The 25,949-nt window shown below is 71.1% G+C and carries 20 protein-coding genes; 2 read left to right on the top strand and 18 right to left on the bottom strand.

Translation table 11 applies throughout. The annotated features are described in order from the left end of the window. Positions 1-330: 330 nt before the first annotated feature. The 3 genes from OG622_RS40550 to rpe all read right to left on the bottom strand — a co-directional run bounded on the left by OG622_RS40550 (position 331) and on the right by rpe (position 4,031). On the bottom strand, positions 331-1,773 hold the full coding sequence (locus OG622_RS40550) for a GuaB1 family IMP dehydrogenase-related protein (protein ID WP_371581674.1): 1,443 nt from the start codon (positions 1,771-1,773) through the stop codon (positions 331-333). A 390-nt stretch (positions 1,774-2,163) separates the two neighbouring features. Continuing rightward, on the bottom strand, positions 2,164-3,207 hold the full coding sequence (locus OG622_RS40545) for a sugar-binding transcriptional regulator (protein ID WP_037701381.1): 1,044 nt from the start codon (positions 3,205-3,207) through the stop codon (positions 2,164-2,166). A 137-nt stretch (positions 3,208-3,344) separates the two neighbouring features. Next, positions 3,345-4,031, bottom strand: a complete 687-nt coding sequence (gene rpe, locus OG622_RS40540) for a ribulose-phosphate 3-epimerase (protein ID WP_371581672.1) — start codon at positions 4,029-4,031, stop codon at positions 3,345-3,347. A gap of 161 nt (positions 4,032-4,192) precedes the next feature. On the opposite strand from rpe, the gene OG622_RS40535 reads away from it, so the two are divergent. Then, positions 4,193-6,361 carry an MMPL family transporter gene (locus tag OG622_RS40535; protein ID WP_371581670.1) on the top strand — a complete coding sequence of 723 codons (2,169 nt, stop codon included), beginning with the start codon at positions 4,193-4,195 and terminating at the stop codon, positions 6,359-6,361. 13 nt (positions 6,362-6,374) lie between these two features. Here the strand turns inward: OG622_RS40535 and OG622_RS40530 are convergent, their stop codons facing one another. Together OG622_RS40530 and fmt are read right to left on the bottom strand one after the other, a co-directional pair. Further along, a complete protein-coding gene (locus OG622_RS40530; RefSeq protein ID WP_371581669.1) occupies positions 6,375-7,796 on the bottom strand; it encodes an RsmB/NOP family class I SAM-dependent RNA methyltransferase in 1,422 nt (473 codons plus the stop codon). Between the two features lie 172 nt (positions 7,797-7,968). After that, positions 7,969-8,901, bottom strand: a complete 933-nt coding sequence (gene fmt, locus OG622_RS40525; RefSeq protein WP_371581667.1) for a methionyl-tRNA formyltransferase — start codon at positions 8,899-8,901, stop codon at positions 7,969-7,971. A 353-nt stretch (positions 8,902-9,254) separates the two neighbouring features. Between fmt and OG622_RS40520 the strand changes: the two genes are divergently transcribed. Beyond that, positions 9,255-9,821, top strand: coding sequence for a hypothetical protein (locus tag OG622_RS40520; protein ID WP_371581665.1), 567 nt, complete (start codon positions 9,255-9,257; stop codon positions 9,819-9,821). A gap of 89 nt (positions 9,822-9,910) precedes the next feature. Here the strand turns inward: OG622_RS40520 and OG622_RS40515 are convergent, their stop codons facing one another. The 13 genes from OG622_RS40515 to OG622_RS40455 all read right to left on the bottom strand — a co-directional run bounded on the left by OG622_RS40515 (position 9,911) and on the right by OG622_RS40455 (position 25,889). After that, the gene (locus OG622_RS40515; RefSeq protein ID WP_371581663.1) at positions 9,911-12,112 is read right to left on the bottom strand and encodes a primosomal protein N'; all 2,202 of its coding nucleotides are present in this window, start codon (positions 12,110-12,112) and stop codon (positions 9,911-9,913) included. A 131-nt stretch (positions 12,113-12,243) separates the two neighbouring features. After that, complete coding sequence (metK, locus tag OG622_RS40510) at positions 12,244-13,467, bottom strand: methionine adenosyltransferase (protein WP_371581661.1); 1,224 nt, start codon at positions 13,465-13,467, stop codon at positions 12,244-12,246. Between the two features lie 239 nt (positions 13,468-13,706). Beyond that, positions 13,707-14,909 carry a bifunctional phosphopantothenoylcysteine decarboxylase/phosphopantothenate--cysteine ligase CoaBC gene (gene coaBC, locus OG622_RS40505; protein WP_371581660.1) on the bottom strand — a complete coding sequence of 401 codons (1,203 nt, stop codon included), beginning with the start codon at positions 14,907-14,909 and terminating at the stop codon, positions 13,707-13,709. Between the two features lie 144 nt (positions 14,910-15,053). Further along, a complete protein-coding gene (rpoZ, locus tag OG622_RS40500; protein ID WP_005485492.1) occupies positions 15,054-15,323 on the bottom strand; it encodes a DNA-directed RNA polymerase subunit omega in 270 nt (89 codons plus the stop codon). Positions 15,324-15,387: 64 nt separating this feature from the next. Beyond that, positions 15,388-15,945, bottom strand: a complete 558-nt coding sequence (gmk, locus tag OG622_RS40495; protein ID WP_371581658.1) for a guanylate kinase — start codon at positions 15,943-15,945, stop codon at positions 15,388-15,390. A gap of 60 nt (positions 15,946-16,005) precedes the next feature. Beyond that, positions 16,006-16,329 (bottom strand): integration host factor, encoded by a 324-nt coding sequence (locus OG622_RS40490; protein ID WP_147977088.1) that lies wholly within the window; start codon positions 16,327-16,329, stop codon positions 16,006-16,008. Between the two features lie 266 nt (positions 16,330-16,595). Beyond that, positions 16,596-17,435, bottom strand: coding sequence for an orotidine-5'-phosphate decarboxylase (pyrF, locus tag OG622_RS40485; RefSeq protein WP_371581656.1), 840 nt, complete (start codon positions 17,433-17,435; stop codon positions 16,596-16,598). After that, positions 17,432-18,538 carry a quinone-dependent dihydroorotate dehydrogenase gene (locus OG622_RS40480; RefSeq protein ID WP_371581654.1) on the bottom strand — a complete coding sequence of 369 codons (1,107 nt, stop codon included), beginning with the start codon at positions 18,536-18,538 and terminating at the stop codon, positions 17,432-17,434. Before OG622_RS40480 ends, pyrF begins: the two co-directional genes overlap by 4 nt. Before the next feature lie 76 nt (positions 18,539-18,614). Next, positions 18,615-21,923 (bottom strand): carbamoyl-phosphate synthase large subunit, encoded by a 3,309-nt coding sequence (carB, locus tag OG622_RS40475; RefSeq protein WP_371581652.1) that lies wholly within the window; start codon positions 21,921-21,923, stop codon positions 18,615-18,617. Continuing rightward, a complete protein-coding gene (gene carA, locus OG622_RS40470; protein ID WP_371581650.1) occupies positions 21,916-23,058 on the bottom strand; it encodes a glutamine-hydrolyzing carbamoyl-phosphate synthase small subunit in 1,143 nt (380 codons plus the stop codon). Before carA ends, carB begins: the two co-directional genes overlap by 8 nt. Continuing rightward, complete coding sequence (locus OG622_RS40465; protein WP_371581649.1) at positions 23,055-23,621, bottom strand: hypothetical protein; 567 nt, start codon at positions 23,619-23,621, stop codon at positions 23,055-23,057. The genes carA and OG622_RS40465 overlap by 4 nt, the downstream gene beginning before the upstream one ends. Next, positions 23,618-24,904 (bottom strand): dihydroorotase, encoded by a 1,287-nt coding sequence (locus tag OG622_RS40460; RefSeq protein ID WP_371581647.1) that lies wholly within the window; start codon positions 24,902-24,904, stop codon positions 23,618-23,620. The genes OG622_RS40465 and OG622_RS40460 overlap by 4 nt, the downstream gene beginning before the upstream one ends. A gap of 4 nt (positions 24,905-24,908) precedes the next feature. Next, positions 24,909-25,889: an aspartate carbamoyltransferase catalytic subunit gene (locus tag OG622_RS40455; protein ID WP_371581645.1), complete on the bottom strand. Its 981-nt coding sequence runs from the start codon at positions 25,887-25,889 to the stop codon at positions 24,909-24,911. Positions 25,890-25,949: the final 60 nt, after the last annotated feature.

The following is a 25,949-nucleotide window of genomic DNA, read 5'->3' as shown; positions in this document are numbered from 1 at the left end:
CAGAGCCGACGGAGCTGATGGAGACGAGGGAGTCACAGGGATCGAGGGGGTGAAGAGTCGCGAGCGGCGACAGCCGTGACTGAAGTAGAACACGAGCCCGACGGCTCCCCTCATCCGGACGCAGAACCCGAATCCCGGCGCGGGCGGCACCGGAGACAACGGCCTGCTCGGCGGAGTCGAGTGTGGGCGAACGCGTGTGCTCGTGTTCGCCGGTGGGCTTGGGAACGGCAGCATGCCCAGGGGCGCGGGGCTGCATCGATGTGCGGCTCCGCCACGTGGGCGCGACAAGCCACAACGAGCCCGCACCCGCCGACGCAGCCCGAAGGCGCCTCAGCTCCAGCTGGCGTGCAACGGCTTGCCCTCCGCATACCCCGCCGCACTCTGAACCCCGACCACGGCCCGCTCCGCGAACTCCTCCAAGGACCCGGCCCCCGCATACGTGCACGAGGACCGCACCCCCGCGATGACCGAGTCGATCAGATCCTCGACCCCCGGCCGCGCCGGATCCAGGAACATCCGCGACGTCGAGATGCCCTCCTCGAACAACGCCTTGCGCGCCCGGTCGTAGGCCGACTCCTCGCTCGTACGGTTGCGCACGGCCCGAGCCGACGCCATCCCGAACGACTCCTTGTACAACCGCCCGCTCGCGTCCTGCTGAAGGTCGCCCGGCGACTCGTACGTCCCCGCGAACCACGACCCGACCATCACGTTCGACGCGCCCGCCGCCAGCGCCATGGCGACATCACGGGGGTGCCGCACGCCACCGTCGGCCCACACGTGCTTGCCGTACTTCTTCGCCTCGGCCGCGCACTCGAGAACCGCGGAGAACTGCGGCCGCCCGACGCCGGTCATCATCCGCGTCGTGCACATCGCACCGGGTCCGACACCGACCTTGACGATGTCCGCGCCCGCCTCGATCAGATCCCGCACTCCCTCGGCGGCGACGATGTTGCCGGCCACGATCGGCACCCGGGGGTCGAGGTCGCGCACCAGCTTGATCGCATTGATCATCGACTCCTGGTGGCCGTGCGCCGTGTCGATGACGAGCGTGTCGACGCCCGCGTCGAGCAGTTGCTTGGCCTTGCCCACGAAGTCGCCGTTGACCCCGACGGCGGCGGCGACGCGGAGCTTGCCGTGCGCGTCGACGGCGGGGGTGTACAGCGTGGCGCGGAGGGCGCCCTTGCGGGTGAGGATGCCGGCGAGGCGGCCGTCCTTGTCGACGGCGGGAGCGTAGCGGCGGTTGGCCGCGTCGAGCCGGTTGAAGGCCTCGCGCGGGTCGATGTCGGCGTCCAGGAGCAGCAGGTCGCGGGACATGACGACTTCGAGCTGGGTGAACCGGTCGACGCCGGTCAGATCCGCGTCGGTGACGACACCGACGGGACGGAGCGCCTCGTCGACGACGACGCCCGCGTTGTGCGCCCGCTTCGGCAGCAGGGCCAGCGCGTCGGCGACCGTCTGGTGCGGGTTCAGCACGATGGGGGTGTCGAGGACGAGGTGGCGGCTCTTCACCCAGGAGATGACGTCGGTGACGACCTCGTTCGGGATGTCCTGCGGGACGACCACCAGGCCACCGCGGCGGGCGACCGTCTCGGCCATCCGGCGGCCGGCGATGGCGGTCATGTTGGCGACGACGAGCGGGATGGTGGTGCCCGTGCCGTCCGGGGAGGCCAGGTCCACGCCCTGCCGCGATCCGACGGCGCTGCGGCTCGGGACCATGAAGACGTCGTCGTACGTCAGGTCGTACGGGGGCTGGATGTCATTGAGGAAACGCACGTGCCGCACATCCCGGTCGATCAGAGGTGACCCCCTGACAGGACCGCCAAGGGGAAGAGCACGTACCTCATTGTCCCATGTCGGCGGCTATGAGCGGCCCCGACGGATCGTCCAGAGGGCGCTGGGCGGCCTAGGAGGATCATCCGAGAGCGAGAGCGAGGGCGAGAGCGAGAGCGATCGCAGCTCGGTGCCGGTGCCGTTCCAGTGGTCGGCGGCGTCGGCGGACCCCTCCTGTGCGATGTTCCGGTTGTTCGGCTTCGGTACCGTCCGGCCGAATCGTAGTGATCACGGGTGCGGCGCTGCACGCCGTGCCGGTCCTCCGGGCCGGGGCGCGCCCCGAAGGGGCGCGGGGCCGCATTCCACAATGCGGGCCCCGCGCGGAGCGCCTCGTCAGGGCCCGTCCGGGTCCGCCCGGTTGAGTGCCGGCCGGGGTGTCTGACCGGCCGTCAGCAGATAGTCCGCCGCGGAGGTGTCGGTGACGAGGCTGGTCACCAGCCCCGACCGCAGCACCGCGTCGATGGCGGCCGCCTTGCGCTGCCCGCCCGCGATCGCCACGACCTCGGGGATACGGCGGAGCTGGTCGGCCTTGACCGTGATGCACCGCTCGCCCAGGTCGCGCCCGACGCGGCGCCCCTCGGCGTCGAAGAGGTGCGCGGACATCTCGGCGGCTACACCGAGGGAGGCGTAGTGGCCACGCTCCTCGTCGCTGAGCATGTCGTGCACCGTGGAGATGCCCGCCTCCCACGAGCCGATGGAGACACAGGCGACCGTGACCTTGTCGAAGTACTCGAAGGCCCGCGCGATGCCGGTCTGGTGGCGCAGCGCGATCGCGGTCGCCGCGTCCGGCAGCAGCATCGGCGCGTAGATGGGGTGGGCGTCGCCGCCCGACACCTGCGCGGCCCGCCGGACCGCCTCGACGGAGCCGCGCTCGGCGGTCCCGGCGTCGTACACCCCCGTCAGCTGCACCACCGTGCAGGGCGGCAGCCGGTCGAGGGCGGCCGCCATGTGAATGGTGGAGCGTCCCCAGGCGAGGCCCAGGATGTCGCCCTCGTTGACCAGTTCGCCCAGCAGGTCGGCCGCGACCTCGCCGAGGTTCTCCGGGTCGGTCGTCTCCTCGGCCTCCGCCGGGGACTCGACGACCACGGCGTGCCGAAGACCGTAGCGGGCGCGCAGCGCGTCGGAGCGCTCGGCGTCCAGTTCCGCGGGGACTCGGATCTCGATGCGTACGAGATCCCGTTCGAGGGCGGTCTCCAGGACCCGGGCCACCTTGAAGCGGCTCACGCCGAACTCCTCGGCGATCTGGATCTTGGACTTGCCCTCGAGGTAGAAACGGCGGGCCATTGCCGCCGCCTGAACCAGCTCAGCGGGTCCCATCCGCATGGCTGACCGGCCCGCCGACATACCCGACACGGTCATCTCCTCACTGCTCTTCACACATGGATACGCCGTTCATCCTTGCAGATCCGACGTTTTCGATCAGCCCGAAGGAACGTCGTTCACGTTCCCTTGGCTCTCTGGACGTACGACGTGCCACGCTCACCTCGGTGTTCGCACAGCCGTACCCCTTTGATTCAGTGGCCGCAGGCCCACCCGGCGGCTGCCGTCGTGGCCTCCGCCCGGGCCCGCAGCGCGCGCACCGCCTCGGCCGGGTCGTCCGCCCCGTACACCGCGGAACCGGCGACGAAGACGTCGGCGCCCGCCTCGGCGCAGCGCTCGATGGTGGACGCGGCGACACCACCGTCGACCTGCAGCCACAGGTCGAGGCCGTGCTTGCTGATCAACTCGCGGGTCCGGCGAATCTTGGGGAGCATGATGTCGAGAAAGGCCTGGCCACCGAAGCCCGGTTCGACCGTCATGATCAGCACCATGTCGAGCTCGGGCAGCAGGTCCTCGAACGGCTCGATCGGCGTCGCCGGCCTGAGCGCCATGGAGGCTCTGGCTCCCTTGGCCCGGATCTCGCGGGCGAGCCGCACCGGTGCGGCGGCAGCCTCGACATGGAAGGTGACGGAGCCGGCACCCGCTTCCACGTACTGGGGCGCCCACCGATCGGGGGCCTCGATCATCAGATGGCAGTCCAGCGGCGTCGCCGTCGCACGGGCCAGGGACTCCACGACCGGCACACCGAGCGTGAGGTTCGGGACGAAATGGTTGTCCATCACGTCTACATGGAGCCAGTCTGCGCCTTCGACCGCCTTCGCCTCGTCGGCGAGACGGGCGAAGTCGGCGGACAGGATGCTTGGGTTGATCTGCGCGGCCATGGGCCAAGCCTGCCACGTCCGCCGGGGGTTGCGGGCATCGGTCTCGGGTGGGGACGGTGGTATCTCGGCCGCGGACCGTCCGTCGTCACTCGCGTCCACCCGGCGGAGCCGCACATGTCACAGTCCCGCACCCCTGAAGCGGCACGGTTGTGGAGGTGGCCATGACAGGCAACCGGGGCATCGGGCATCTCGTCTGCGGGCGGCGTGCCAAGTGGGTCGTGCTGGTGCTGTGGCTGGTGGCGCTCTTCGTGACGGCGCCGTTCGCGACGAAGCTCACCGACGCCCAGGACAACGACGCCGCCTCCTGGCTGCCGGGCTCGGCCGAGTCCACCCAGGTCCTGGAGATCTCCGAGGAGTTCCGGCCCGAGCAGATCCCGGCCGTGGTCGTGTACGCCCGCGAGAGCGGCCTCACGGCCGAGGACCGGACGCGCATCGAGGCGGACGTACGGGAACTCAGGCAGCTGACCGCCCACGGGATCATCGGCGACCGGACCCGAGGCCCCGTCTACGACCGCGCGGTCGACCCGAGGGCGGCCCAGGTCTATGTCCCGATCACGATGGACGAGAAGGGCTGGGAACGGATCGCGCCCGCGGTCGACTCGATCCGGGAGTCCGTCGGGGAGGGCGGCGGGAAAAACGGGGCGGAGGGCGGCGGGCTCGCCGTGCACATCACGGGCCCGGGCGGTACGTCCGCCGACTTCTCCGAGGCCTTCGAGGGCATCGACTCCACGCTGCTGATGTCGGCGATGACCGTCGTCATCGTGATGCTCCTGCTCACCTACCGCAGTCCGACCCTCATCCTGGTCCCCCTGATCGGGGTCATCGCCGCCCTGTTCACGGCCCAGGCCCTGATCTATCTGCTGGCGGAACACACCGGATTGACCGTGAACGGCCAGAGCGCGGGCATCCTCACCGTCCTCGTCTTCGGTGCGGGCACCGACTACGCCCTGCTGCTCGTGGCCCGCTACCGCGAGGAGCTGCGCCGCCACGAGGACCGCCACGAGGCGATGGCCCTCGCCCTGCACCGGGCGGGCCCGGCGGTGCTGGCGTCCGGCGCGACGGTCGTCCTGAGCATGCTGGTCCTGCTGGCCGCCGAGATGAACTCGACGAGCGGTCTGGGCCCGGTGGCGGCCATCGGTGTCGCGGTCGCCCTCCTCGCGATGATGACGCTGTTCCCCGCCCTGTTGGTGATCTTCGGCCGCTGGATCTTCTGGCCGGTGATCCCGCACCTCGGCAGCGCCGACCCGACCGAACACGGCATGTGGGCCCGCATGGGCCGCCGTTTCTCCCGCCGCCCCCGCGTGGTCTGGGTCGCCACGGCGGCCGCCCTGGCCGTGTGCTCGCTGGGCCTGATCCAGCTGCGCGCCGAGGGCATCGGCAACGCGGACGCCTTCACCGGGAAACCGGACTCGATCGTCGGCCAGGAGGTCTCGGCACGCTACTTCCCGGCGGGCAGCGGCGACCCCCTCGTGATCATCAGCAACCAGGCGCAGGCCCGGGAGGTGGGCCGCGTGGTCGCCGACACGGAAGGCGTCGTGGCGGACTCGCTCGGCCTTCCACCCGGCACGAAACCCGCCCACGAGGGCCAGGTCCTCTTCGAGGCCACCATGTCCGACCCCGCCGACAGCGAGGCGGCGAAGGAGACCGTCGAACGGGTCCGGGACGCGGTGCACGACGTGCCGGACGCCGACGCCCAGGTGGGCGGCGGTACGGCGGCCCTGCTGGACATGGACGAGGCGACGACCCACGACAACATCCTGATCATCCCGATGGTGCTGGTCGTGGTCATGCTGATCCTCTGTGCCCTGCTCCGCGCCCTGATCGCCCCACTCCTGCTGATCGGGACGGTGATCCTGTCCTTCGCCGCCGCGCTGGGCATCAGCGCGCTCGCCTTCAGACACCTCTTCGACTACGCGGGCGAGTCGACCGACTTCCCGCTGTTCGTCTTCGTGTTCCTGGTCGCCCTGGGCATCGACTACAACATCTTCCTGACCACCCGTATCCGCGAGGAGGCCGCCCACCAGGGCACCCGCAAGGCCGTGGTGACCGGCCTCGCGACGACGGGCGCGGTGATCACCTCGGCCGGCCTGGTCCTCGCCGGCACCTTCGCCGCCCTCGGCACGCTCCCCATGGTCGCCTTCGCCGAGATCGGCTTCGCGGTGGCCCTGGGCGTCCTCCTGGACACCCTCATCGTGCGGTCCGTGCTGGTCACGTCCCTGTTCCTGGACGTCGGACCGAAGGTGTGGTGGCCCCACCGGCTGGCCCACGAGGACGGCGGCGCGGCACCGCCGAAGGAACCGGCGGGCAGCGCCGCGGGTCCGGGCGGCTGACAAGTGAGAGGTGTTACGCGACCCGGCGGATCAGGGCCAGATACATGGCATCCGTCCCGTGCAGATGCGGCCACAGCTGTACGTCGGGGCCCTCGCCCAGCGCCGGTACACCCTCCAGCAGGGGCCGCGCGTCGATGAGGTCGGCCGCGCCGCCGTAGTGCTTGAGCACGTCGTCGACGACCGCGCGGGTCTCGGCGAGGTGGGGCGAACAGGTCGCATAGCCGACGACCCCGCCGACCCGTACGGACTCCAGCGCGGTCCGCAGCAGCGCGCGCTGGAGCGGGGCGAACCCCTCCAGGTCCTCGGGCCGTCGCCGCCAACGGGCCTCGGGCCGCCGCCGCAGGGCCCCCAGCCCCGTACAGGGCACGTCCATCAGCACCCGGTCGAACGCGCCGGGCCGCCAGGGCGGACGGGTCCCGTCGGCGGCGATCACCTGGTACGGCCCGGGATTGCCGTGCAGCGCCTTCGCGACGAGCCCCGCCCGGTGCGGCTGCTTCTCGGAGGCGAGCAGCACGGCCCCGCGCTCGGCGGCGAGGGCGGCGAGCAGCGCGGCCTTGCCGCCGGGCCCGGCACACCCGTCGAGCCACGCCTTGTCGGACCCCTCCACCGGGGCGTTGGCGAGGGCGAGCGCCACGAGCTGGCTGCCCTCGTCCTGCACACCCGCACGGCCTTCCCGTACGGCGTCCACGGCACCCGGCTCCCCGCCCTCGGAGAGCCGCACGGCGTACGGCGACCAGCGCCCCGCCACCGCGGCCTCCTCCCGGAGCAGTTCCTCGGTGGTGGACCGGCCGGGCCGGGCGACGAGGGTGACCTCGGGCCGCTCGTTGTCGGCCTCCAACAGGTCCTCGATCCCGGCGCGTCCGCCGCCGAGGGAGTCCCAGAGCGCGGAGACGACCCAGCGCGGGTGCGAGTGCACGACGGCGAGGTGATCCTCCGGATCGTCGTCGTAGGGCGGCGCGACCCGCTCCAGCCACCCGTCGAGATCGTGCTGCGCGATCTTGCGCAGCACGGCGTTCACGAACTTGGCCCGCCCGTCCCCGAGCACGACCCGCGCGAGATCGACGGAGGCGGACACGGCGGCATGGGTGGGGATCCGCGTCCCCAGCAGCTGATGCGCACCGAGGCTCAGCACATCGAGCACCGGCGGGTCGACCTCGCGCAACGGCCGGTCCACGCACTCGGCGATGATCGCGTCGTAGGTCCCCTGCCGCCGCAGTGTCCCGTACACCAGCTCGGTCGCGAGGGCCGCGTCCCGTCCGTCGAACTTGTCGGGGCCCTCCTTCTCCCGCGCCCTGCGCAGCAGCGGCGGCATGACGAGGTTCGCGTACGCGTCCCTCTCGTCCACGGCCCTGAGCGCCTCGAAGGCGAGCATGCGGACAGGATCCTTCTGGGGACGGCGGTACGGCTTACGCGGACGCCGGGACTGCTCACTCACGAAAAAGGTGCTCCGGATACGGGTCGAGATGCCACGCCCAGGGTACGCCGCGGGGACGAACCGCCGGGTGTCGGCCGCGTGGGCCTGCGGGCACGGTGGCGATGGGCTCTGCCGGGCGCTGGTCCCGGCCGGTCTCCGACGGGTCGCTCCCTGTCGGTCGCTCTGCGACGCTTCAGTCGCCGACGGACTCGCCGGACTCGATCCGCACCCCGCGCGCCCAGTCGGCGGCCCGCATCGGCTTCTTGCCCTGCGCCTGCACCCAGAGCAGTTCCACGGCGTACGAGCCGGTCCCGACGTACACGTTGTTCTTGCCGACGTCGAGCGCGCCCGGGGCCAGACCGGTCCGCTCGAGAACGGGCACGACCTGGATGAGCTTCAGACGCTCACCGCGGAACGTCGTCCAGGCGCCCGGCGCGGGCGTGCAGCCACGCACGACCCGGTCGACGCGCAGCGCGGGCGTGGCCCAGTCGACCCGGGCGTCCTCCACGGTGATCTTGGGCGCGAGGGTGATCCCGTCGGCGGGCTGGGGCACGGCCTTCAGGGTCCCGTCCTCGATCCCGTCCATGGTGGCGGCGAGCAGCCCGGACCCGGCGAAGGCGAGCCGGGTCAGCAGATCACCGCTCGTGTCCGTCGGCCGGATCTCCTCGGTGACCGTCCCGTACACGGGCCCGGAGTCGAGCCCCTCCTCGATCAGGAAGGTGGACGCCCCGGTGATCTCGTCCCCCGCCATGATCGAGTGCTGCACGGGAGCGGCGCCCCGCCAGGCGGGCAGCAGGGAGAAGTGCAGGTTGACCCACCCCTGGGCGGGCACATCGAGGGCGACCCGGGGCAGCAGGGCCCCGTAGGCGACGACAGGACAGCAGTCGGGGGCGATCTCCCTGAGCCGTGCGAGGAACGCCTCGTCCCGGGGCCGGTGCGGCTTCAGCACCTCGATGCCCGCCTCCTCCGCCCGCTGCGCCACCGGGCTCGCGACCAGCCGCCGCCCCCGCCCCGCAGGCGCGTCCGGCCGCGTCACGACCGCGGCCACCTCATGCCTCCCCGACGCGATCAACGCGTCCAACGCGGGAACAGCGACCTCTGGGGTACCAGCGAAGACAAGCTTCATGGATGACTGACGGCCTCTCGCACGGAAGTTCGTACGCCCCACGCGCGACGACGCGGGACAACACACCAGTCTATGCCGCGACGCACCGACCGCCCGCAGCCGCCAACGGCCTTCGGCCCCACGGGAAACCGCACTTCTTCGGGGAGAACAACGGGCGACGCACGGGTGGGAGACGCCGGTCGGAGCCCAGCGACGGCAGGGGCGCACCCCCACCCACGCGCCCCGCGCATATGCCCCCACGCCCCCACCCCGTTACCAGCGGAGCGAATTCGCGTTGGTCAAGAAAGAGTTGACCACTACGGGCCGCAATCGCGGCACTTCCCCTTTTCAACGCCGGTTCGAGAGGCTTGTTCATGGCCGACCACGCAACCCACGACGCCCAGGCTCGGGCCAGCCTGCACTTGCTGGTGCGGGACATCGAGCGGGTCCGCCGGCAGGTGGACGCACTGCGCACCCTCACCGCCCAGTTGGGCAACGTCTACCGCCCGCGCCGCTCCGGTCCCTCCACGGGCTTCGTCGTCTACGGACGCGCGCCCGCCCCGACCGTCCGCCTCGCCCAGGAGCTGCGGGACAGTGTCGAGACCCTGGTCACGGCCGCCGTGGACTTCGACCGCTCACTCGGTTTCTCGTGGGACGCGGTGGGCTCGGCCCTCGGGGTCACCAAGCAGGCCGTACACCGCCGTTACGGTGCCCGCCGCGCAGCCGCCCAGGCCGCCGCGGAGGCTGAGCGTACGGGAGATCCCCAGAGCTCCCGCACCGTCAACGTCGGCTCCGGCATCCCCGCGGTCCCCACGGTCCCCGCGGCCCGCTCGATGCCGGCCCCGATGCCCGCGCACATGCCGACCCAGCCGACAGCGGGCAGCCCCACCCTCCGCGACGACGTCAGGCCCACGGCCTTCCCCGGCCCGCGCAACGGCTGACCGACCCCTGTCTGCCTCCCGGTCCCCCACCGGGAGGCAGTCGCACGCCCGCACGCCCGGCCATCAGCCGGCACGCGCCGGTGGGCCACTCACCCGATGTCCGGCGGATCCACCCGAATCCGCACCCGCTCGCTCTCACTCACCCCACGCGCCATCCGCGCCGCCTGCGCACTCTTCAACGCGGCGGCCAGCGCCGCCCCGCTCCCCGGCGGCACCCGGATCAACGCCCGCTCCCCCTGCTCCCCCGCCGACGGCGCCCCCGCCCGCCGTGCCCTCCCCGCATCCGCAGCGGAACCGGCGCCGGACCGGGCGCCGGATCCGGAGGCCGGCCCGGCCATGGGTACAGGCCCCAACACCTCGGCGTCCGAGGGCAGTTCGAGGGCCCCCAGAAAATCGACCACGGCCTGAGCGGTCCCGGACACGGCGGCCATCCGTGACACCGGCGGAAACCCCAGCTCGGCCCGCTCGGCGAGTTCCCGCACCGCGTGCCCCACCGGATCCCACCGCACAAGCGCCTGCACGGGCCGCAGGGTCGGCTCGGCGACCACGACGACCCTGCCGCCCACCCCCTGGTCCCGTACCAGCGCCGCGGCGCCGATCCACCGCCGCAGCGCGTCCTCCCCGGCCCGCAGATCGGGCCGGCCGAGCATGGCCCACCCGTCGAGCAGCAGGGCAGCCGCGTACCCGCCCTCGGCGACCGGCTCGGCTCCCGGCGTGCTCACGACCAGCGCGGGCGTCCCCGGCACGGTGTCCAGCACATGTTCCCGCCCGGAGGTCCGCACGGGCACGGCGGGGAAGGCCCGCCCCAGTTCCTCCGCGGTCCGCCGCGCTCCCACGACCTGCGCCCGGAGCCGGTAGCCCCCGCACTCGGGGCAGTGCCAGCCGGCCTCCTCGCGCCCGCACCACCCGCAGAGCAGGGCCCCGGCGGCGTCCCGCGCCTGCAACGGACCCGCACAGTGCACGCACCGCGCGGGCTCCCGGCACCGCGCGCAGGCCATCCTCGGCACATAGCCCCGCCGAGGCACCTGCACGAGCACGGGCCCGTCCCGGAGGCCGTCCCGCGCGACCTGCCAGGCAAGGCTGGGCAGCCGAGCCGCCCGAGCCGCCTCGTCCCGCGCGAGGTCCCCGTCCCCCACGGTCCGCACCAGCGGCGCGGCAGCCCGCACCTGCTCCCGCCCGGCCACGATCGGCGCGGCCCACCCACTCTCGACGAGCTGGGCGGCCTCGACCGTACAACTCCAACTCCCCAGCAGGAAGGCGCACTTGTCCCGAGAGGCCCGCAGCTCCAGCACTTCCCGCACATGCGGGAAGGGAGCGTTGTCATCACTGTGGCCGGCGTCCCCGTCGTCCCAGACGACGACCAGCCCCGGATCCCGCACCGGCGCGAACATGGCCGCCCGGGTCCCGACCACAGCCCGTACAGCCCCCCGCCGCACGGCCAGCCACTCCCGGTACCGCCGCTCCTGCCCGGCGTCGGCGGTCAGCAGCGCGTGCCGCCCCTCCCCCAGCAGCTCCCCGAGCGCCTCGTCGACCCGGGCCGCCGGTCGCCCGGCCGGTACGACGACAAGGGCCCCCCGCCCGGAGGCCAGCGTCGCCTGCACGGCCCGCGCGATCTCCTCGGCCCACTCCGGCCCCGGCAGCGCGGTCCACACGGCCCGGGGCGCACCCCCACCGGCCAGCGCCCGCAGGAACCCTTCACCGCGCTCGTACCTCAGCCACGACCCCGGCTCGGGCACGACCGGAGGCTGCGCCGGCCCGCTCATCTCCACGGCCTCCGCCCGGGCGTGCCGGGGCGGAACGGCCAGCTGCAGCACGTCCGCGAGGCTCCCCGCATACCGATCCGCCACGGCCCGTGCCAGCTCCAGCAGCTCTGGGCCCAGCACCGGCTCCGGCGAGACGACCTGCGCGAGCGCGGCCAGGGCTCCGGGATAGTCCGATTCAGCGACCCGCTCGACGAGGAACCCGTCGATCAGCGAGCCCCCTTCACGCCGCCCTTCCCTGACATTGCGCCCCCCGGCCCCGAACCGCACCCGGACCCGGACCCCGGGCTGGGCGACGGCGTCCAACTCCTCCGGCACCGCGTAGTCGAAGTACCGGTCGAGATGCAGCACACCTTTGTCGACCAGCACCCGGGCGACCGGCAGCTCCTTCGCCAGCGCCGCCCCCCGCCAGGTCCGCGGCTTGGCCCGCGGCACCTTGGCCTTCCGCACCGCCTCCCGGACGAGCGCGAGCTGCTCCGGCACCGCGTCCCCCGCCGCGCCGCCGCCCCGCGTCCCATCCTCGCTGCTCACGCTTGCATTCTTCCAAACGCCACTGACAACCGACGCCGCCCGCGATCCCGGAACCGCCGATCACAGAACGACGAGGCCCGGCGTCCCCGAGGGACACCGGGCCTCGTCGGAGAACCGAGGAGCCGCAGGCCTTACAGCCCCGCGGCCTTGCGCAGTGCCTCGACCCGGTCCGTGCGCTCCCAGGTGAAGTCGGGGAGTTCACGGCCGAAGTGACCGTACGCGGCGGTCTGGCCGTAGATGGGACGGAGAAGGTCGAGGTCGCGGATGATCGCGGCCGGGCGGAGGTCGAAGACCTCGTCGATCGCCTTCTCGATCCGGTCGGTCTCGACCTTGGCCGTGCCGAAGGTCTCGACGAAGAGGCCGACGGGCTCGGCCTTGCCGATGGCGTACGCCACCTGAACCTCGCAGCGCGAGGCGAGGCCCGCCGCGACGACGTTCTTGGCGACCCAGCGCATCGCGTACGCGGCGGAACGGTCGACCTTGGACGGGTCCTTGCCGGAGAAGGCACCGCCACCGTGGCGGGCCATACCGCCGTAGGTGTCGATGATGATCTTGCGGCCGGTGAGGCCGGCGTCGCCCATCGGGCCGCCGATCTCGAAGCGGCCGGTCGGGTTGACCAGCAGGCGGTAGCCCTCGGTGTCCAGCTTGATGCCGTCGTCCAGGAGGGCCTTCAGCTCCGGCTCCACCACGAACTCGCGGATGTCGGGGGCGAGGAGGGACTCCAGGTCGATGTCGCTCGCGTGCTGCGAGGAGACGACGACCGTGTCCAGGCGGACCGCCTTGTCACCGTCGTACTCGATGGTGACCTGGGTCTTTCCGTCGGGACGGAGGTAGGGGATCGTGCCGTTCTTGCGGACCTCGGACAGGCGCTTCGACAGACGGTGCGCCAGGAAGATCGGCAGCGGCATCAGGGTCGGCGTCTCGTCCGACGCGTACCCGAACATCAGGCCCTGGTCGCCGGCGCCCTGCTTGTCCAGCTCGTCCGATTCTCCACCTGCGGCGGCACCCTCGACCCGGGACTCGTACGCCGTGTCCACACCCTGCGCGATGTCCGGGGACTGCGCGCCGATCGACACCGACACACCGCAGGAGGCTCCGTCGAAGCCCTTCTTCGACGAGTCGTAGCCGATGTTCAGGATGGTGTCGCGCACCAGCTGGGCGATCGGCGCGTATGCCTTGGTCGTGACCTCGCCGGCCACGTGCACCAGGCCGGTCGTGATGAGCGTCTCCACTGCGACACGGGACTGGGGGTCCTCGCGCAGGAGCGCATCGAGAATGGCATCGCTGATCTGGTCAGCGATCTTGTCAGGGTGACCCTCGGTCACAGACTCCGAGGTGAACAGACGACGGGACACAACGCTCCCTGGGGTTGCAGCGGCTGCTGGCTGATCATTGGCGGACGTGCTCGGGGGCTGCGCCCGGCGTCGTCCGAGAACAGTTTATCGGTCGGGCTCGGCCACCGGCCCACCTGTCTCGCCTCTCGGGAGCTCTGTGACCTGCGGCACGTGCATTCTGCCCAATGGCCGTCGCTGTCCGCCAGGGTCGCCACGCCTCAATGTGCGAGGTCGGGGGAGACGTGACGCGAATGGCACTGTCAGTCGAGCCGGCTCGCGACCAGGTCCCACACCGTTTCGGCCAGGGCCTCCTTCGGGCCGTACGGCACCGGTGCCTCGCTCCCGTCGGCTGCCAGCACCACAGCCTCGTTCTCCTCCGAACCGAAGGCCTTGCGCTCCCCCACCTCGTTCACCACCAGCAGGTCGCACCCCTTGCGCGCCAGCTTGGCGCGCCCGTTGGCGAGGACGTCGTCGGTCTCCGCGGCGAAGCCGACGACCACCTGTCCGGGGCGGGGGCGGTCCGCCGAGATCTCCGCGAGGATGTCCGGATTACGCACCAGGACGATGGGCGCGGGCTCCTGACCGTCCTTCTTCTTGATCTTCCCGGCGGCGTACGTGTCGGGGCGGAAGTCGGCCACCGCCGCCGCCATCACCACGACGTCCGCGTCCGGCGCCGCCTTGAGCACCGCCTCGCGCAGCTGGACCGCCGTGCCGATCCGTACGACGTCCACGCCCGCGGGGTCCGGCAGCCCGGTGTTGGCCTCGATCAGCGTGACGCGGGCACCCCGGGCGGCGGCCGTACGGGCGAGGGCGTAGCCCTGTTTGCCGGAGGAACGGTTGCCGAGGAAGCGGACCGGGTCGAGGGGCTCACGGGTGCCGCCGGCGGTGACGACGACGTGGCGGCCGACGAGGTCCGGCTCGGTGACGCCCCGGGCCAGCACCCGGCGGCAGACCTCGAAGATCTCCGCGGGGTCCGGCAGCCGTCCCTTGCCGGTGTCGACGCCGGTCAGCCGGCCCACGGCGGGATCGATGACGAGGGCGCCCCGTCGGCGCAGCGTCGCCACGTTCTCCTGGGTGGCCGGGTGTTCCCACATCTCGGTGTGCATGGCAGGAGCGAAGACGACGGGACAGCGGGCGGTGAGGAGGGTGTTGGTGAGGAGGTCGTCGGCGAGGCCGTGGGCGGCCTTGGCCAGCAGGTCGGCGGTCGCCGGGGCCACGACCACCAGGTCGGCCTCCTGCCCGATACGGACGTGCGGCACCTCGTGGACGCTCTCCCAGACCTCGGTGGAGACCGGGTTGCCGGAGAGCGCGGACCAGGTGGCGGCGCCGACGAAGTGCAGCGCGGAGTCGGTCGGCACGACCCGGACGTCATGCCCGGACTCGGTCAGCCGGCGCAGCAGTTCGCACGCCTTGTAGGCGGCGATCCCACCGCTGACCCCCAGAACGACCTTCGGCTTGCCCACCGCGCCTCCCCGCACTCGGAAAACTCAACGACTCCATGCTGCATCACAGCCGGGGGAGGACCCCCGCGCCCCCGAGCACACCACAGGCCCGGCAGTAGCGCTGCCGGGCCTGTGGAAAAACCTACCGCGATCCGCTGATAAGACTTACGCGGGGCCCTCGACGGCCTCGGACGTCAGCAGACCCGCGTTGATCTCGCGCAGGGCGATCGAGAGCGGCTTCTCGTGGACGTGGGTGTCGACGAGAGGACCGACGTACTCGAGGAGCCCCTCACCCAGCTGCGAGTAGTACGCGTTGATCTGGCGAGCACGCTTGGCCGCGTAGATCACGAGGCTGTACTTCGAGTCAGTGGCCTCGAGGAGCTCGTCGATCGGCGGGTTGATGATGCCCTCGGGCGCGGAGATGGAAGAGGACACGCTCTACCTTCCGATGGATGGGAAAAGATCGGTCGTGATCACAGAAAAACGACAGAACCCGTGATCACACAACATCCATCAAGGCTAGCAGCTCGCGGGCCACGTCCTCGACGGAGGTGTTGACCAGGGTCACGTCGAACTCGGGCTCGGCCGCCAGCTCGATCTTGGCCGCCTCCAGGCGGCGCTCGATCACCTCGGGCGGTTCGGTGCCCCGCCCGGTGAGTCTGCGCACCAGCTCCTCCCAGGAGGGAGGAGCCAGGAACACCAGCTGGGCGTCCGACATGGTCTCGCGGACCTGCCGTGCGCCCTGGAGGTCGATCTCCAGCAGGACCGGCTCGCCCCGCTCCAGTCGTTCGAGCACGGCGGCTCGGGGAGTGCCGTAGCGGTTGCCGGCGAACTCGGCCCACTCCAGCAGCTCACCGTTGGCGATCAGCTTGTCCATCTCCTCGTCGGTGACGAAGAAGTAGTGGACTCCCTGCCGCTCACCAGGGCGCGGCCTACGGGTTGTCGCCGACACCGAGAGCCAGACCTCGGGGTGTGCCTTGCGCATATGGGCGACGACCGTGCTCTTGCCGACCCCGGAGGGGCCGGAGAGCACGGTCAGCCGCGGACGTTCACTCATGCAGCGATTATTCCAGCAATCCCGGAGTGCCCGGGACTGCCTTCCCGGCAGTACCCGGGATCAGGAACCGGTGCTGCCGAACTCACGCTCCAGGGAGGCGATCTGGTTGGAACCGAGGCCGCGTACACGACGGCTCTCGGAAATTCCCAGTCGCTCCATGAGCTGCTTGGCGCGGACCTTGCCCACGCCCGGCAGGGACTCAAGCAGGGCGGAGACCTTCATCTTGCCGATGACGTCGTTCTCCTGTCCCTGCTTGATGACCTCATGCAGGGAGGCGCCGGAGTGCTTGAGTCGATTCTTGACCTCGGCCCGCTCCCGGCGAGCCGCGGCGGCCTTTTCGAGCGCGGCTGCGCGCTGTTCAGGGGTAAGGGGCGGAAGAGCCACGCCTACGTCACCTCGGATGTCGAACTGTCGGATACGGACCGGTGAGGAACCTAATCGCCCCACACCTGGGGTGCCACGAGCAACACGCTTGCCCGTTCACCCTGCTCGGAGACTAGCGGCCAACTCCGCCGGAGTCAGCGAGAACAGCGGAAAAGTCCTGGTCAGCCTCCATGGAGTCGGACATAAGCCGCATAATGCCCCGGATTTGAGAATGTATTCAGACTCAAGCCGTCCGGGAAGCGCCCCTAGGGCACTCATCGGAGGTCTCAGGCGGTCGCCGTCGCGGTTCGGATCTCGTCCGCGAAACGATCCGACGCGTCACGCAGCGCGACAGCGCCGGGACCGTGACGAAGAACACCTCGGCTGACATTCGGGACCACATGGCGCACAGCCGCCCCGAAGACCGCCGGAAGGTCGGCCGGCGTGGCTCCCTGGGCACCGATCCCGGGCGCGAGGAGAGGTCCGTTGATGTCCAGGTCGTAGAACGACAGGTCACCCAGCGTGGCACCGACGACGGCACCGAAGGACCCCAGGGGCGCCTCCCCCGCGTTCTCGGCCGCCAGGTGCGCCAGCATGGTCGCGCCGACGTCGCGTCCGTCGCCGCGTACCGCGTGCTGGACCTCGCCGCCCTCCGGGTTGGAGGTGAGCGCCAGCACGAACAGTCCGGACCCGCTCTCGCGCGCCAGGTCCACGGCGGGCTTGAGGGAGCCGTAGCCCAGGTAGGGCGAGACCGTCAGCGCGTCCGAGAAGAGAGGCGCGTCCTTGTGCAGGAAGGTCTCGGCGTACGCGGCCATGGTGGAGCCGATGTCGCCGCGCTTGGCGTCCATGACGACCAGCGCGCCGGCCGCCCGCGCCTCCTGGACCGACTTCTCCAGGACGGCGATCCCACGCGACCCGAAGCGCTCGAAGAACGCGCTCTGCGGCTTGAGAACGGCCACCCGGTCGGCGAGCGCGTCCACGACCGTGCGGCTGAAGCGCTCCAGGCCCGCGAGGTCGTCGTTCAGGCCCCAGGCGGCGAGCAGGGAGGTGTGCGGGTCGATGCCCACGCAGAGCGGTCCGCGCTCGTCCATGGCACGGCGCAGCCGCGCGCCGAAGGGCTCGGTCATACCGTCTTCCTCACATCGGCGCCGACCGCGTCGGCGAGGGTGGCGTACGGGCTCGTGCGGAGGCGGGCGGCGAGACCCTTGTGGACGGCGCGTGCCCAGAACGGGCCCTCGTAGACGAAGGCGCTGTAGCCCTGGACCAGCGTGGCGCCCGCCAGGATGCGCTGCCAGGCGTCCTCGGCGTTCCCGATGCCGCCGACGCCCACCAGGGTGATCCGGCCGCCAACGCGCGCGTAGAGGCGGCGCAGGACCGCCAGGGAGCGGTCCTTGACCGGGGCGCCGGAGAGACCGCCGGTCTCCTTCACCAGCGAGGGTTCGGATTTCAGACCGAGGCCCTCGCGCGCGATGGTGGTGTTCGTGGCGATGATCCCGTCCAGGCCGAGTTCCACGGCGAGGTCGGCGACGGCGTCGACGTCCTCGTCGGCGAGGTCCGGCGCGATCTTCACCAGCAGCGGCACCCGGCGCGTGCGGACCGTGCGGTCGGCGGCCTCGCGCACGGCGGTGAGCAGCGGCCGCAGAGCCTCCGTGGCCTGGAGGTTGCGCAGACCTGGCGTGTTGGGCGAGGAGACGTTGACGACCAGGTAGTCGGCGTACGGCGCGAGGCGCTCGGTGGACTTCACGTAGTCCCCGGCGGCCTCGTCCTCCGGGACGACCTTGGTCTTGCCGATGTTGACGCCCACGACCGTCCTGAAGACGGGCGTACGGGAGGCCAGCCGCGCGGCGACTGCCAGCGAGCCCTCGTTGTTGAAGCCCATGCGGTTGATCAGCGCGCGGTCGGCGACCAGGCGGAACAGCCGTGTCTTGGGGTTGCCGGGCTGGGCCTCGCCCGTCACCGTGCCGATCTCGACATGGTCGAAGCCGAGCATCGACATCCCGTCGATCGCGACGGCGTTCTTGTCGAAGCCGGCGGCCAGCCCGAACGGGCCGTGCATGCGCAGCCCGAACGCCTCGGTGCGCAGTTCCTCGTGGCGGGGTGCCAGGGCGGCCGCGACGAAGGTGCGCAGGACGGGGACGCGGGCGGCGAGGCGGATCCAGCGGAAGGCCAGGTAGTGGGCCTCCTCCGGGTCCATCCGGGTGAAAACCAGACGGAAGAAAAACTTGTACATGAGTCAGTGTCCTCTTGAAGCCTCGGTGAGCCTCATGCAGAGGGGGACACCGTTTCCGGTGTCCCCCTCTGGGCTGCTAGTCGCGGGCCGCGGTCAGGTGTTCGGCGTGTTCCTGGAGAGAGCGCACGCCCACGTCGCCGTGGTTGAGCGCGTCGATGCCCTGGACGGCCGCGGCGAGCGCCTGGACCGTCGTCAGGCACGGCACGGACCGGGCCACGGCCGCCGTACGGATGTCGTAGCCGTCGAGGCGGCCGCCGGTGCCGTACGGGGTGTTGACGATGAGGTCGACCTCACCGTCGTGGATGAGCTGGACGATGGTCTTCTCGCCGTTCGGGCCGGTGCCCTCGGACTGCTTGCGGACGACGCGGGCGTTGATGCCGTTGCGCCTGAGCACCTCGGCCGTGCCGGACGTGGCGAGCAGTTCGAAGCCGTGGGCGACCAGCTCACGCGCCGGGAAGATCATCGAACGCTTGTCGCGGTTGGCGACCGAGATGAACGCACGCCCCTTGGTGGGCAGCGGCCCGTACGCGCCGGCCTGCGACTTGGCGTACGCCGTGCCGAAGACCGAGTCGATGCCCATGACCTCGCCGGTGGAGCGCATCTCCGGGCCGAGGATCGTGTCGACTCCGCGCCCGTGGATGTCGCGGAAGCGCGACCACGGCATGACGGCCTCCTTGACGGAGATCGGCGCGTCGAGCGGCAGCTCACCGCCGTCGCCGCTGGCCGGAAGCAGACCCTCCGCCCGCAGTTCGGCGATGGTCGCGCCCAGCGAGATCCGGGCTGCGGCCTTGGCCAGCGGCACGGCGGTCGCCTTCGAGGTGAAGGGGACCGTGCGGGAGGCGCGCGGGTTGGCTTCGAGGACGTAGAGGATGTCCCCGGCCATCGCGAACTGGATGTTGATCAGACCGCGTACGCCGACGCCCTTGGCGATGGCTTCGGTGGAGGCCCGCAGGCGCTTGATGTCGAAGCCGCCGAGGGTGATCGGGGGCAGGGCGCACGCCGAGTCGCCGGAGTGGATGCCGGCCTCCTCGATGTGCTCCATCACGCCGCCGAGGTACAGCTCCTGGCCGTCGTACAGCGCGTCGACGTCGATCTCGATCGCGTCGTCGAGGAAGCGGTCGACGAGGACCGGCCGGGAGGGGCTGATCTCGGTCGACTCGGCGATGTACGACTCCAGGCGGGCCTCGTCGTACACGATCTCCATGCCGCGCCCGCCGAGCACGTACGACGGACGGACGAGGACCGGGTAGCCGATCTCGTCGGCGATGGCCTTGGCTCCGGTGAAGGTGGTCGCGGTGCCGTGCTTCGGCGCCGGGAGACCGGCCTCCGCGAGGACCTGGCCGAAGGCGCCGCGGTCCTCGGCGGCGTGGATGGCCTCCGGGGGGGTGCCCACGATCGGTACGCCGTTGTCCTTGAGCGCCTGCGCGAGGCCCAGCGGGGTCTGGCCGCCGAGCTGGACGATGACACCCGCGATCGGGCCGGCCAGCGACTCTGCGTGGACGATCTCCAGTACGTCTTCGAGGGTCAGCGGCTCGAAGTACAGGCGGTCGGAGGTGTCGTAGTCCGTGGAGACGGTCTCCGGGTTGCAGTTGACCATCACGGTCTCGTAGCCCGCGGCGCTCAGAGCGAAGGAGGCGTGGACGCAGGAGTAGTCGAACTCGATGCCCTGGCCGATGCGGTTCGGGCCGGAGCCGAGGATGATCACGGCGGGCTTCTCGCGGGAGGCCACCTCGGTCTCCTCGTCGTACGAGGAGTAGAAGTACGGCGTCTTCGCGGCGAACTCGGCGGCGCAGGTGTCGACCGTCTTGTACACCGGGCGCACGCCCAGCGCGTGCCGGACCTCGCGCACGACGTCCTCGCGCAGCCCGCGGATCTCGGCGATCTGCTGGTCGGAGAAGCCGTGCCGCTTGGCCTCGGCGAGCAGGGCGGGGTCCAGGCGCTCGGCGGCGGCCAGCTCGTCCGCGATCTCCTTGATCAGGAAGAGCTGGTCGACGAACCACGGGTCGATCTTCGTGGCCTCGAAGACCTCCTCGGGCGTGGCGCCCGCCCGGATCGCCTGCATGACGGTGTTGATACGGCCGTCGGTCGGCCGGACGGCCTCTTCGAGGAGGACGGCCCTGTCGCCGGGCTCGCCGACGAACGTGAACTGGCTGCCCTTCTTCTCCAGCGACCGCAGCGCCTTCTGCAGCGCCTCGGTGAAGTTGCGGCCGATCGCCATGGCCTCGCCGACCGACTTCATGGTCGTGGTCAGGGAGGAGTCGGCGGACGGGAACTTCTCGAAGGCGAAGCGAGGGGCCTTCACGACGACGTAGTCGAGCGTCGGTTCGAAGGAGGCCGGGGTCTGCTCGGTGATGTCGTTGGGGATCTCGTCGAGCGTGTAGCCGACGGCGAGCTTGGCGGCGATCTTGGCGATCGGGAAACCGGTCGCCTTGGAGGCTAGCGCCGAGGACCGCGACACACGCGGGTTCATCTCGATGACGATCACCCGGCCGTCCTCGGGATTCACCGCGAACTGGATGTTGCAGCCGCCGGTGTCGACGCCGACCTCGCGGATGACGGCGATGCCGATGTCCCGCAGGATCTGGTACTCGCGGTCGGTCAGGGTCATCGAGGGCGCGACCGTGATCGAGTCACCGGTGTGAACGCCCATGGGGTCGAAGTTCTCGATGGAGCAGACGACCACGACATTGTCGTTCTTGTCGCGCATCAGCTCCAGCTCGTACTCCTTCCAGCCGAGGATGGACTCCTCCAGGAGCACCTCGGTGGTCGGCGACAGGGTGAGGCCCTGGCCGGCGATGCGGCGCAGCTCCTCCTCGTCGTGGGCGAAGCCGGAGCCGGCGCCGCCCATGGTGAAGGAGGGGCGGACGACGACGGGGTAGCCGCCGAGCGTCTCGACGCCTCCCAGCACGTCGTCCATGGAGTGACAGATGACCGAGCGGGCGGACTCGCCGTGCCCGATCTTGGCGCGGACCGCCTCGACGACGCCCTTGAAGAGGTCGCGGTCCTCGCCCTTGTTGATGGCCTCGACGTTGGCGCCGATCAGCTCGACGCCGTACTTCTCCAGCGTCCCGGCCTCGTGCAGCGAGATGGCCGTGTTGAGGGCCGTCTGACCGCCGAGGGTCGGCAGGAGGGTGTCCGGGCGCTCCTTGGCGATGATCTTCTCGACGAACTCCGGGGTGATCGGCTCGACGTACGTGGCGTCGGCGATCTCCGGGTCGGTCATGATCGTCGCCGGGTTGGAGTTCACGAGGATCACCCGCAGGCCCTCGGCCCGCAGGATGCGGCACGCCTGGGTGCCGGAGTAGTCGAACTCGGCGGCCTGGCCGATGACGATCGGGCCGGAGCCGATGACCAGGACGGACTGGATATCGGTGCGCTTAGGCACGCTGGCCCTCCATCAGGGATACGAAGCGGTCGAACAGGTAGGCGGCGTCGTGCGGGCCCGCTGCCGCTTCGGGGTGGTACTGGACGCTGAAGGCGGGGCGGTCGAGGAGCTGGAGCCCCTCCACCACGTTGTCGTTGAGGCACACGTGGGAGACCTCGGCACGGCCGTAGGGGGTCTCGGAGACCTGATCGAGCGGGGCGTCGACGGCGAAGCCGTGGTTGTGCGCCGTGACCTCGACCTTGCCGGTCGTACGGTCCTGCACCGGCTGGTTGATGCCCCGGTGGCCGTACTTGAGCTTGTAGGTGCCGAAGCCGAGCGCGCGGCCCAGGATCTGGTTGCCGAAGCAGATGCCGAAGAGCGGGGTGCGGCGCTCCAGGACGGCCCGCATGACGGCGACGGGGTGGTCGGCGGTGGCCGGGTCGCCCGGCCCGTTGGAGAAGAACACGCCGTCGGGGTTCACGGCGTACACGTCCTCGGCCGTCGCCGTGGCCGGGAGCACGTGCACCTCGATGCCGCGTTCGGCCATCCGGTGCGGGGTCATGCCCTTGATGCCGAGGTCGACGGCGGCGACGGTGAACTTCTTCGTGCCGATCGCCGGGACGACGTACGTCTCCTTGGTGGCGACCTCGGCGGAGAGGTTCGCGCCCTTCATCTCGGGGGCCTGACGGACCTCGGTGAGCATGGTGCCGTCGTCGGGCAGCGCGTTGCCGGAGAAGATGCCGACGCGCATGGCGCCGCGCTCGCGCAGATGGCGGGTGAGGGCCCGGGTGTCGATGCCGCTGATGCCGACGACGCCCTGCTGCGCCAGCTCCTCGTCCAGCGAGCGCCGGGAGCGCCAGTTGGAGGGCACGCGCGCGGGGTCGCGTACGACGTATCCGGATACCCAGATCTTCCTGGACTCGGGGTCCTCGTCGTTGACGCCGGTGTTGCCGATGTGCGGGGCGGTCATGACGACGACCTGGCGGTGGTACGACGGGTCGGTGAGGGTCTCCTGGTAGCCGGTCATCCCGGTGGAGAACACGGCTTCGCCGAAGGTCACCCCCACGGCCCCGTAGGCACGGCCGCGGAAGATCCGGCCGTCCTCCAGGACGAGTACGGCGGGAACCCTGGTGGCTCCCCGGGTGGAGGTCGTCATCGTGCGCCTTCCGTTTCCGTCTTGTTGATCATCTGGTTCAGGGTCGCGACCCACTCGTTGTGCTCGGCCGCGCGGCCGGAGCGGAATCCGGAGTCCAGCAGCTTGCCGCCGTGCTCCCAGGTGACGACCAGCAGCCCGCCCTCGGTGAGGACCTTGCCCGCGATGCCCTTGTCGAGGCGGGCCTCGCGCAGGGCCTCGACGGGGACGAAGAAGTCCGTCGCTCCCGGGCGTACGACGTCCAGGCCCGCGTCCGTCAGCGTCAGCTCGACCCTGCTGCGGGTGCCCAGGCCGTGCGCCACGATCCGGTCGAGCCACTGCCCGGCGGTGGTGGAGCCGTGGTAGCGGCCGCTCATGCCCAGTTTCGCCGTACCGGGCTCGTCCGGCGCGCCGAGGAGGGCGGGCAGGTCGCTCTGGAGCGTGCCCCGCCACTTCCAGCCCTCGCGCATCAGCCAGTAGACCAGCGCGACGAAGAGGCCTAGTCCGACGACCCAGCCGATGCGCGCGGCCCAGTCGGTGACCTCGGCCGATTCCTTCTGCGCGGCCAGCAGAATTACAGGTGTCACGTGAGCTTCCCGTCGACGAGCGTGGCCTTGCCCCGCAGCCACGTGTGCGTGACACGGCCCGGCAGCTCGCGGCCCTCGTAGGGGGTGTTGCGGCTGCGCGAGGCGAAGCCCGCGGGATCCACCGACCCACGGTATGCCGTGTCGACGAGCGTGAGGTTGGCGGGCTCACCTGCCGAGACGGGACGTCCGTGTCCGGCCGCCCGCCCGATCTTCGCCGGCTTGAAGGACATGCGGTCCGCGACGCCCGCCCAGTCGAGCAGACCGGTCTCGACCATCGTCTCCTGGACCACCGACAGCGCGGTCTCCAGGCCGACCATGCCCATGGCGGCCGCGCCCCACTCGCAGTCCTTGTCCTCGTGCGGGTGCGGGGCGTGGTCGGTGGCGACGATGTCGATCGTGCCGTCGGCGAGCGCCTCGCGCAGGGCCAGCACGTCGCGCTCCGTGCGCAGCGGCGGATTGACCTTGTAGACCGGGTTGTAGGAGCGCACCAGCTCGTCGGTGAGGAGGAGGTGGTGCGGGGTGACCTCGGCGGTGACGTCGATGCCGCGGGACTTGGCCCAGCGGACGATCTCGACGGACCCGGCGGTGGAGAGGTGGCAGATGTGGACCCGGGAGCCGACGTGCTCGGCGAGCAGGACGTCCCGGGCGATGATCGACTCCTCGGCCACCGCCGGCCAGCCCCCGAGGCCCAGCTCGGCGGAGACGACGCCCTCGTTCATCTGGGCGCCCTCGGTCAGCCGGGGCTCCTGCGCGTGCTGGGCGACGACCCCGCCGAACGCCTTCACGTACTCCAGGGCCCGGCGCATCATCACGGCGTCGTCGACGCACTTGCCGTCGTCCGAGAAGACGGTGACCCCGGCGGCCGACTCGTGCATCGCGCCCAGCTCGGCGAGCTTCCTGCCCTCCAGACCGACGGTGACGGCGCCGATGGGCTGCACGTCGCAGTAGCCGTGCTCCTGGCCGAGCCGGTAGACCTGCTCGACCACACCGGCGGTGTCGGCGACCGGGAAGGTGTTGGCCATGGCGAAGACGGCCGTGAAGCCGCCGGAGGCCGCCGCGCGCGTGCCGGTCAGCACGGTCTCGGAGTCCTCACGGCCGGGCTCCCGCAGGTGGGTGTGCAGGTCGACCAGGCCCGGCAGGAGGACCTTGCCGGCGGCCTCGACGACCTCGGCGCCCTCGGCGGACAGGCCGGCACCCACCTCGGCGATGGTCCCGCCGTCGATCAGGACGTCCTGCGGCTCGCCGCCCAGCACCTTCGCACCACGGATAAGGATCTTGCTCATGGTCTTACTTCTCCTCGGTGGTGCGGGTGTGGGTGACGGCGGGCTCGTTGCCGCCGAGCAGCAGGTACAGCACGGCCATCCGGATGGAGACGCCGTTGGCGACCTGCTCGACGACGGTGCAGCGGTCGGAGTCGGCGACCTCGGCGGTGATCTCCATGCCGCGGACCATCGGGCCGGGGTGCATCACGATGGCGTGCTCGGGCATCCGTGCCATGCGGTCACCGTCGAGGCCGTAGCGCCGCGAGTACTCGCGCTCGGTGGGGAAGAACGCGGCGTTCATCCGCTCCCGCTGCACGCGCAGCATCATCACGGCGTCGGACTTGGCGAGCGTGCTGTCGAGGTCGTAGGAGACCTCGCAGGGCCAGGAGCCGACGCCGACCGGGACCAGGGTGGGCGGGGCGACGAGGGTGACCTGGGCGCCGAGGGTGTGCAGCAGGTCCACGTTGGAGCGGGCGACGCGGCTGTGCAGGACGTCGCCGACGATCGTGATGCGCTTGCCGGACAGGTCCTGGCCGAGTCCGGTGTCCCGGCCGACGAGGCGGCGGCGCATGGTGAAGGCGTCCAGCAGGGCCTGGGTGGGGTGCTGGTGGGTGCCGTCGCCCGCGTTGATCACGGCGGCGTCGATCCAGCCGGAGGTCGCCAGCCGGTACGGGGCCCCGGAGGCGCCGTGGCGGATGACGACGGCGTCCACACCCATGGCTTCGAGGGTCTGGGCGGTGTCCTTGAGGGACTCGCCCTTCGACACGCTCGATCCCTTGGCGGAGAAGTTGATGACGTCGGCGGAGAGGCGCTTCTCGGCGGCCTCGAAGGAGATCCGGGTCCGTGTCGAGTCCTCGAAGAAGAGGTTGACGACGGTACGGCCGCGCAGGGTCGGCAGTTTCTTGATCGGCCGGTCCGCGACCCGGGCCATCTCCTCGGCGGTGTCGAGGATCAGGACGGCGTCGTCGCGGGTGAGGTCGGCGGCCGAGATGAGATGACGCTGCATCTTTCAGGCTCCGTAAGGCAGTTCAGGAGATTCCGGGCAGGCAGGGGCATCGCGAAGGGG

The sequence above is a fragment of the Streptomyces sp. NBC_01314 genome, assembly GCF_041435215.1.
Taxonomy (GTDB): domain Bacteria; phylum Actinomycetota; class Actinomycetes; order Streptomycetales; family Streptomycetaceae; genus Streptomyces.
The sequence above is the reverse complement of the archived record's forward strand: the minus strand, read 5'-3'. Positions and strand labels throughout refer to the sequence as shown.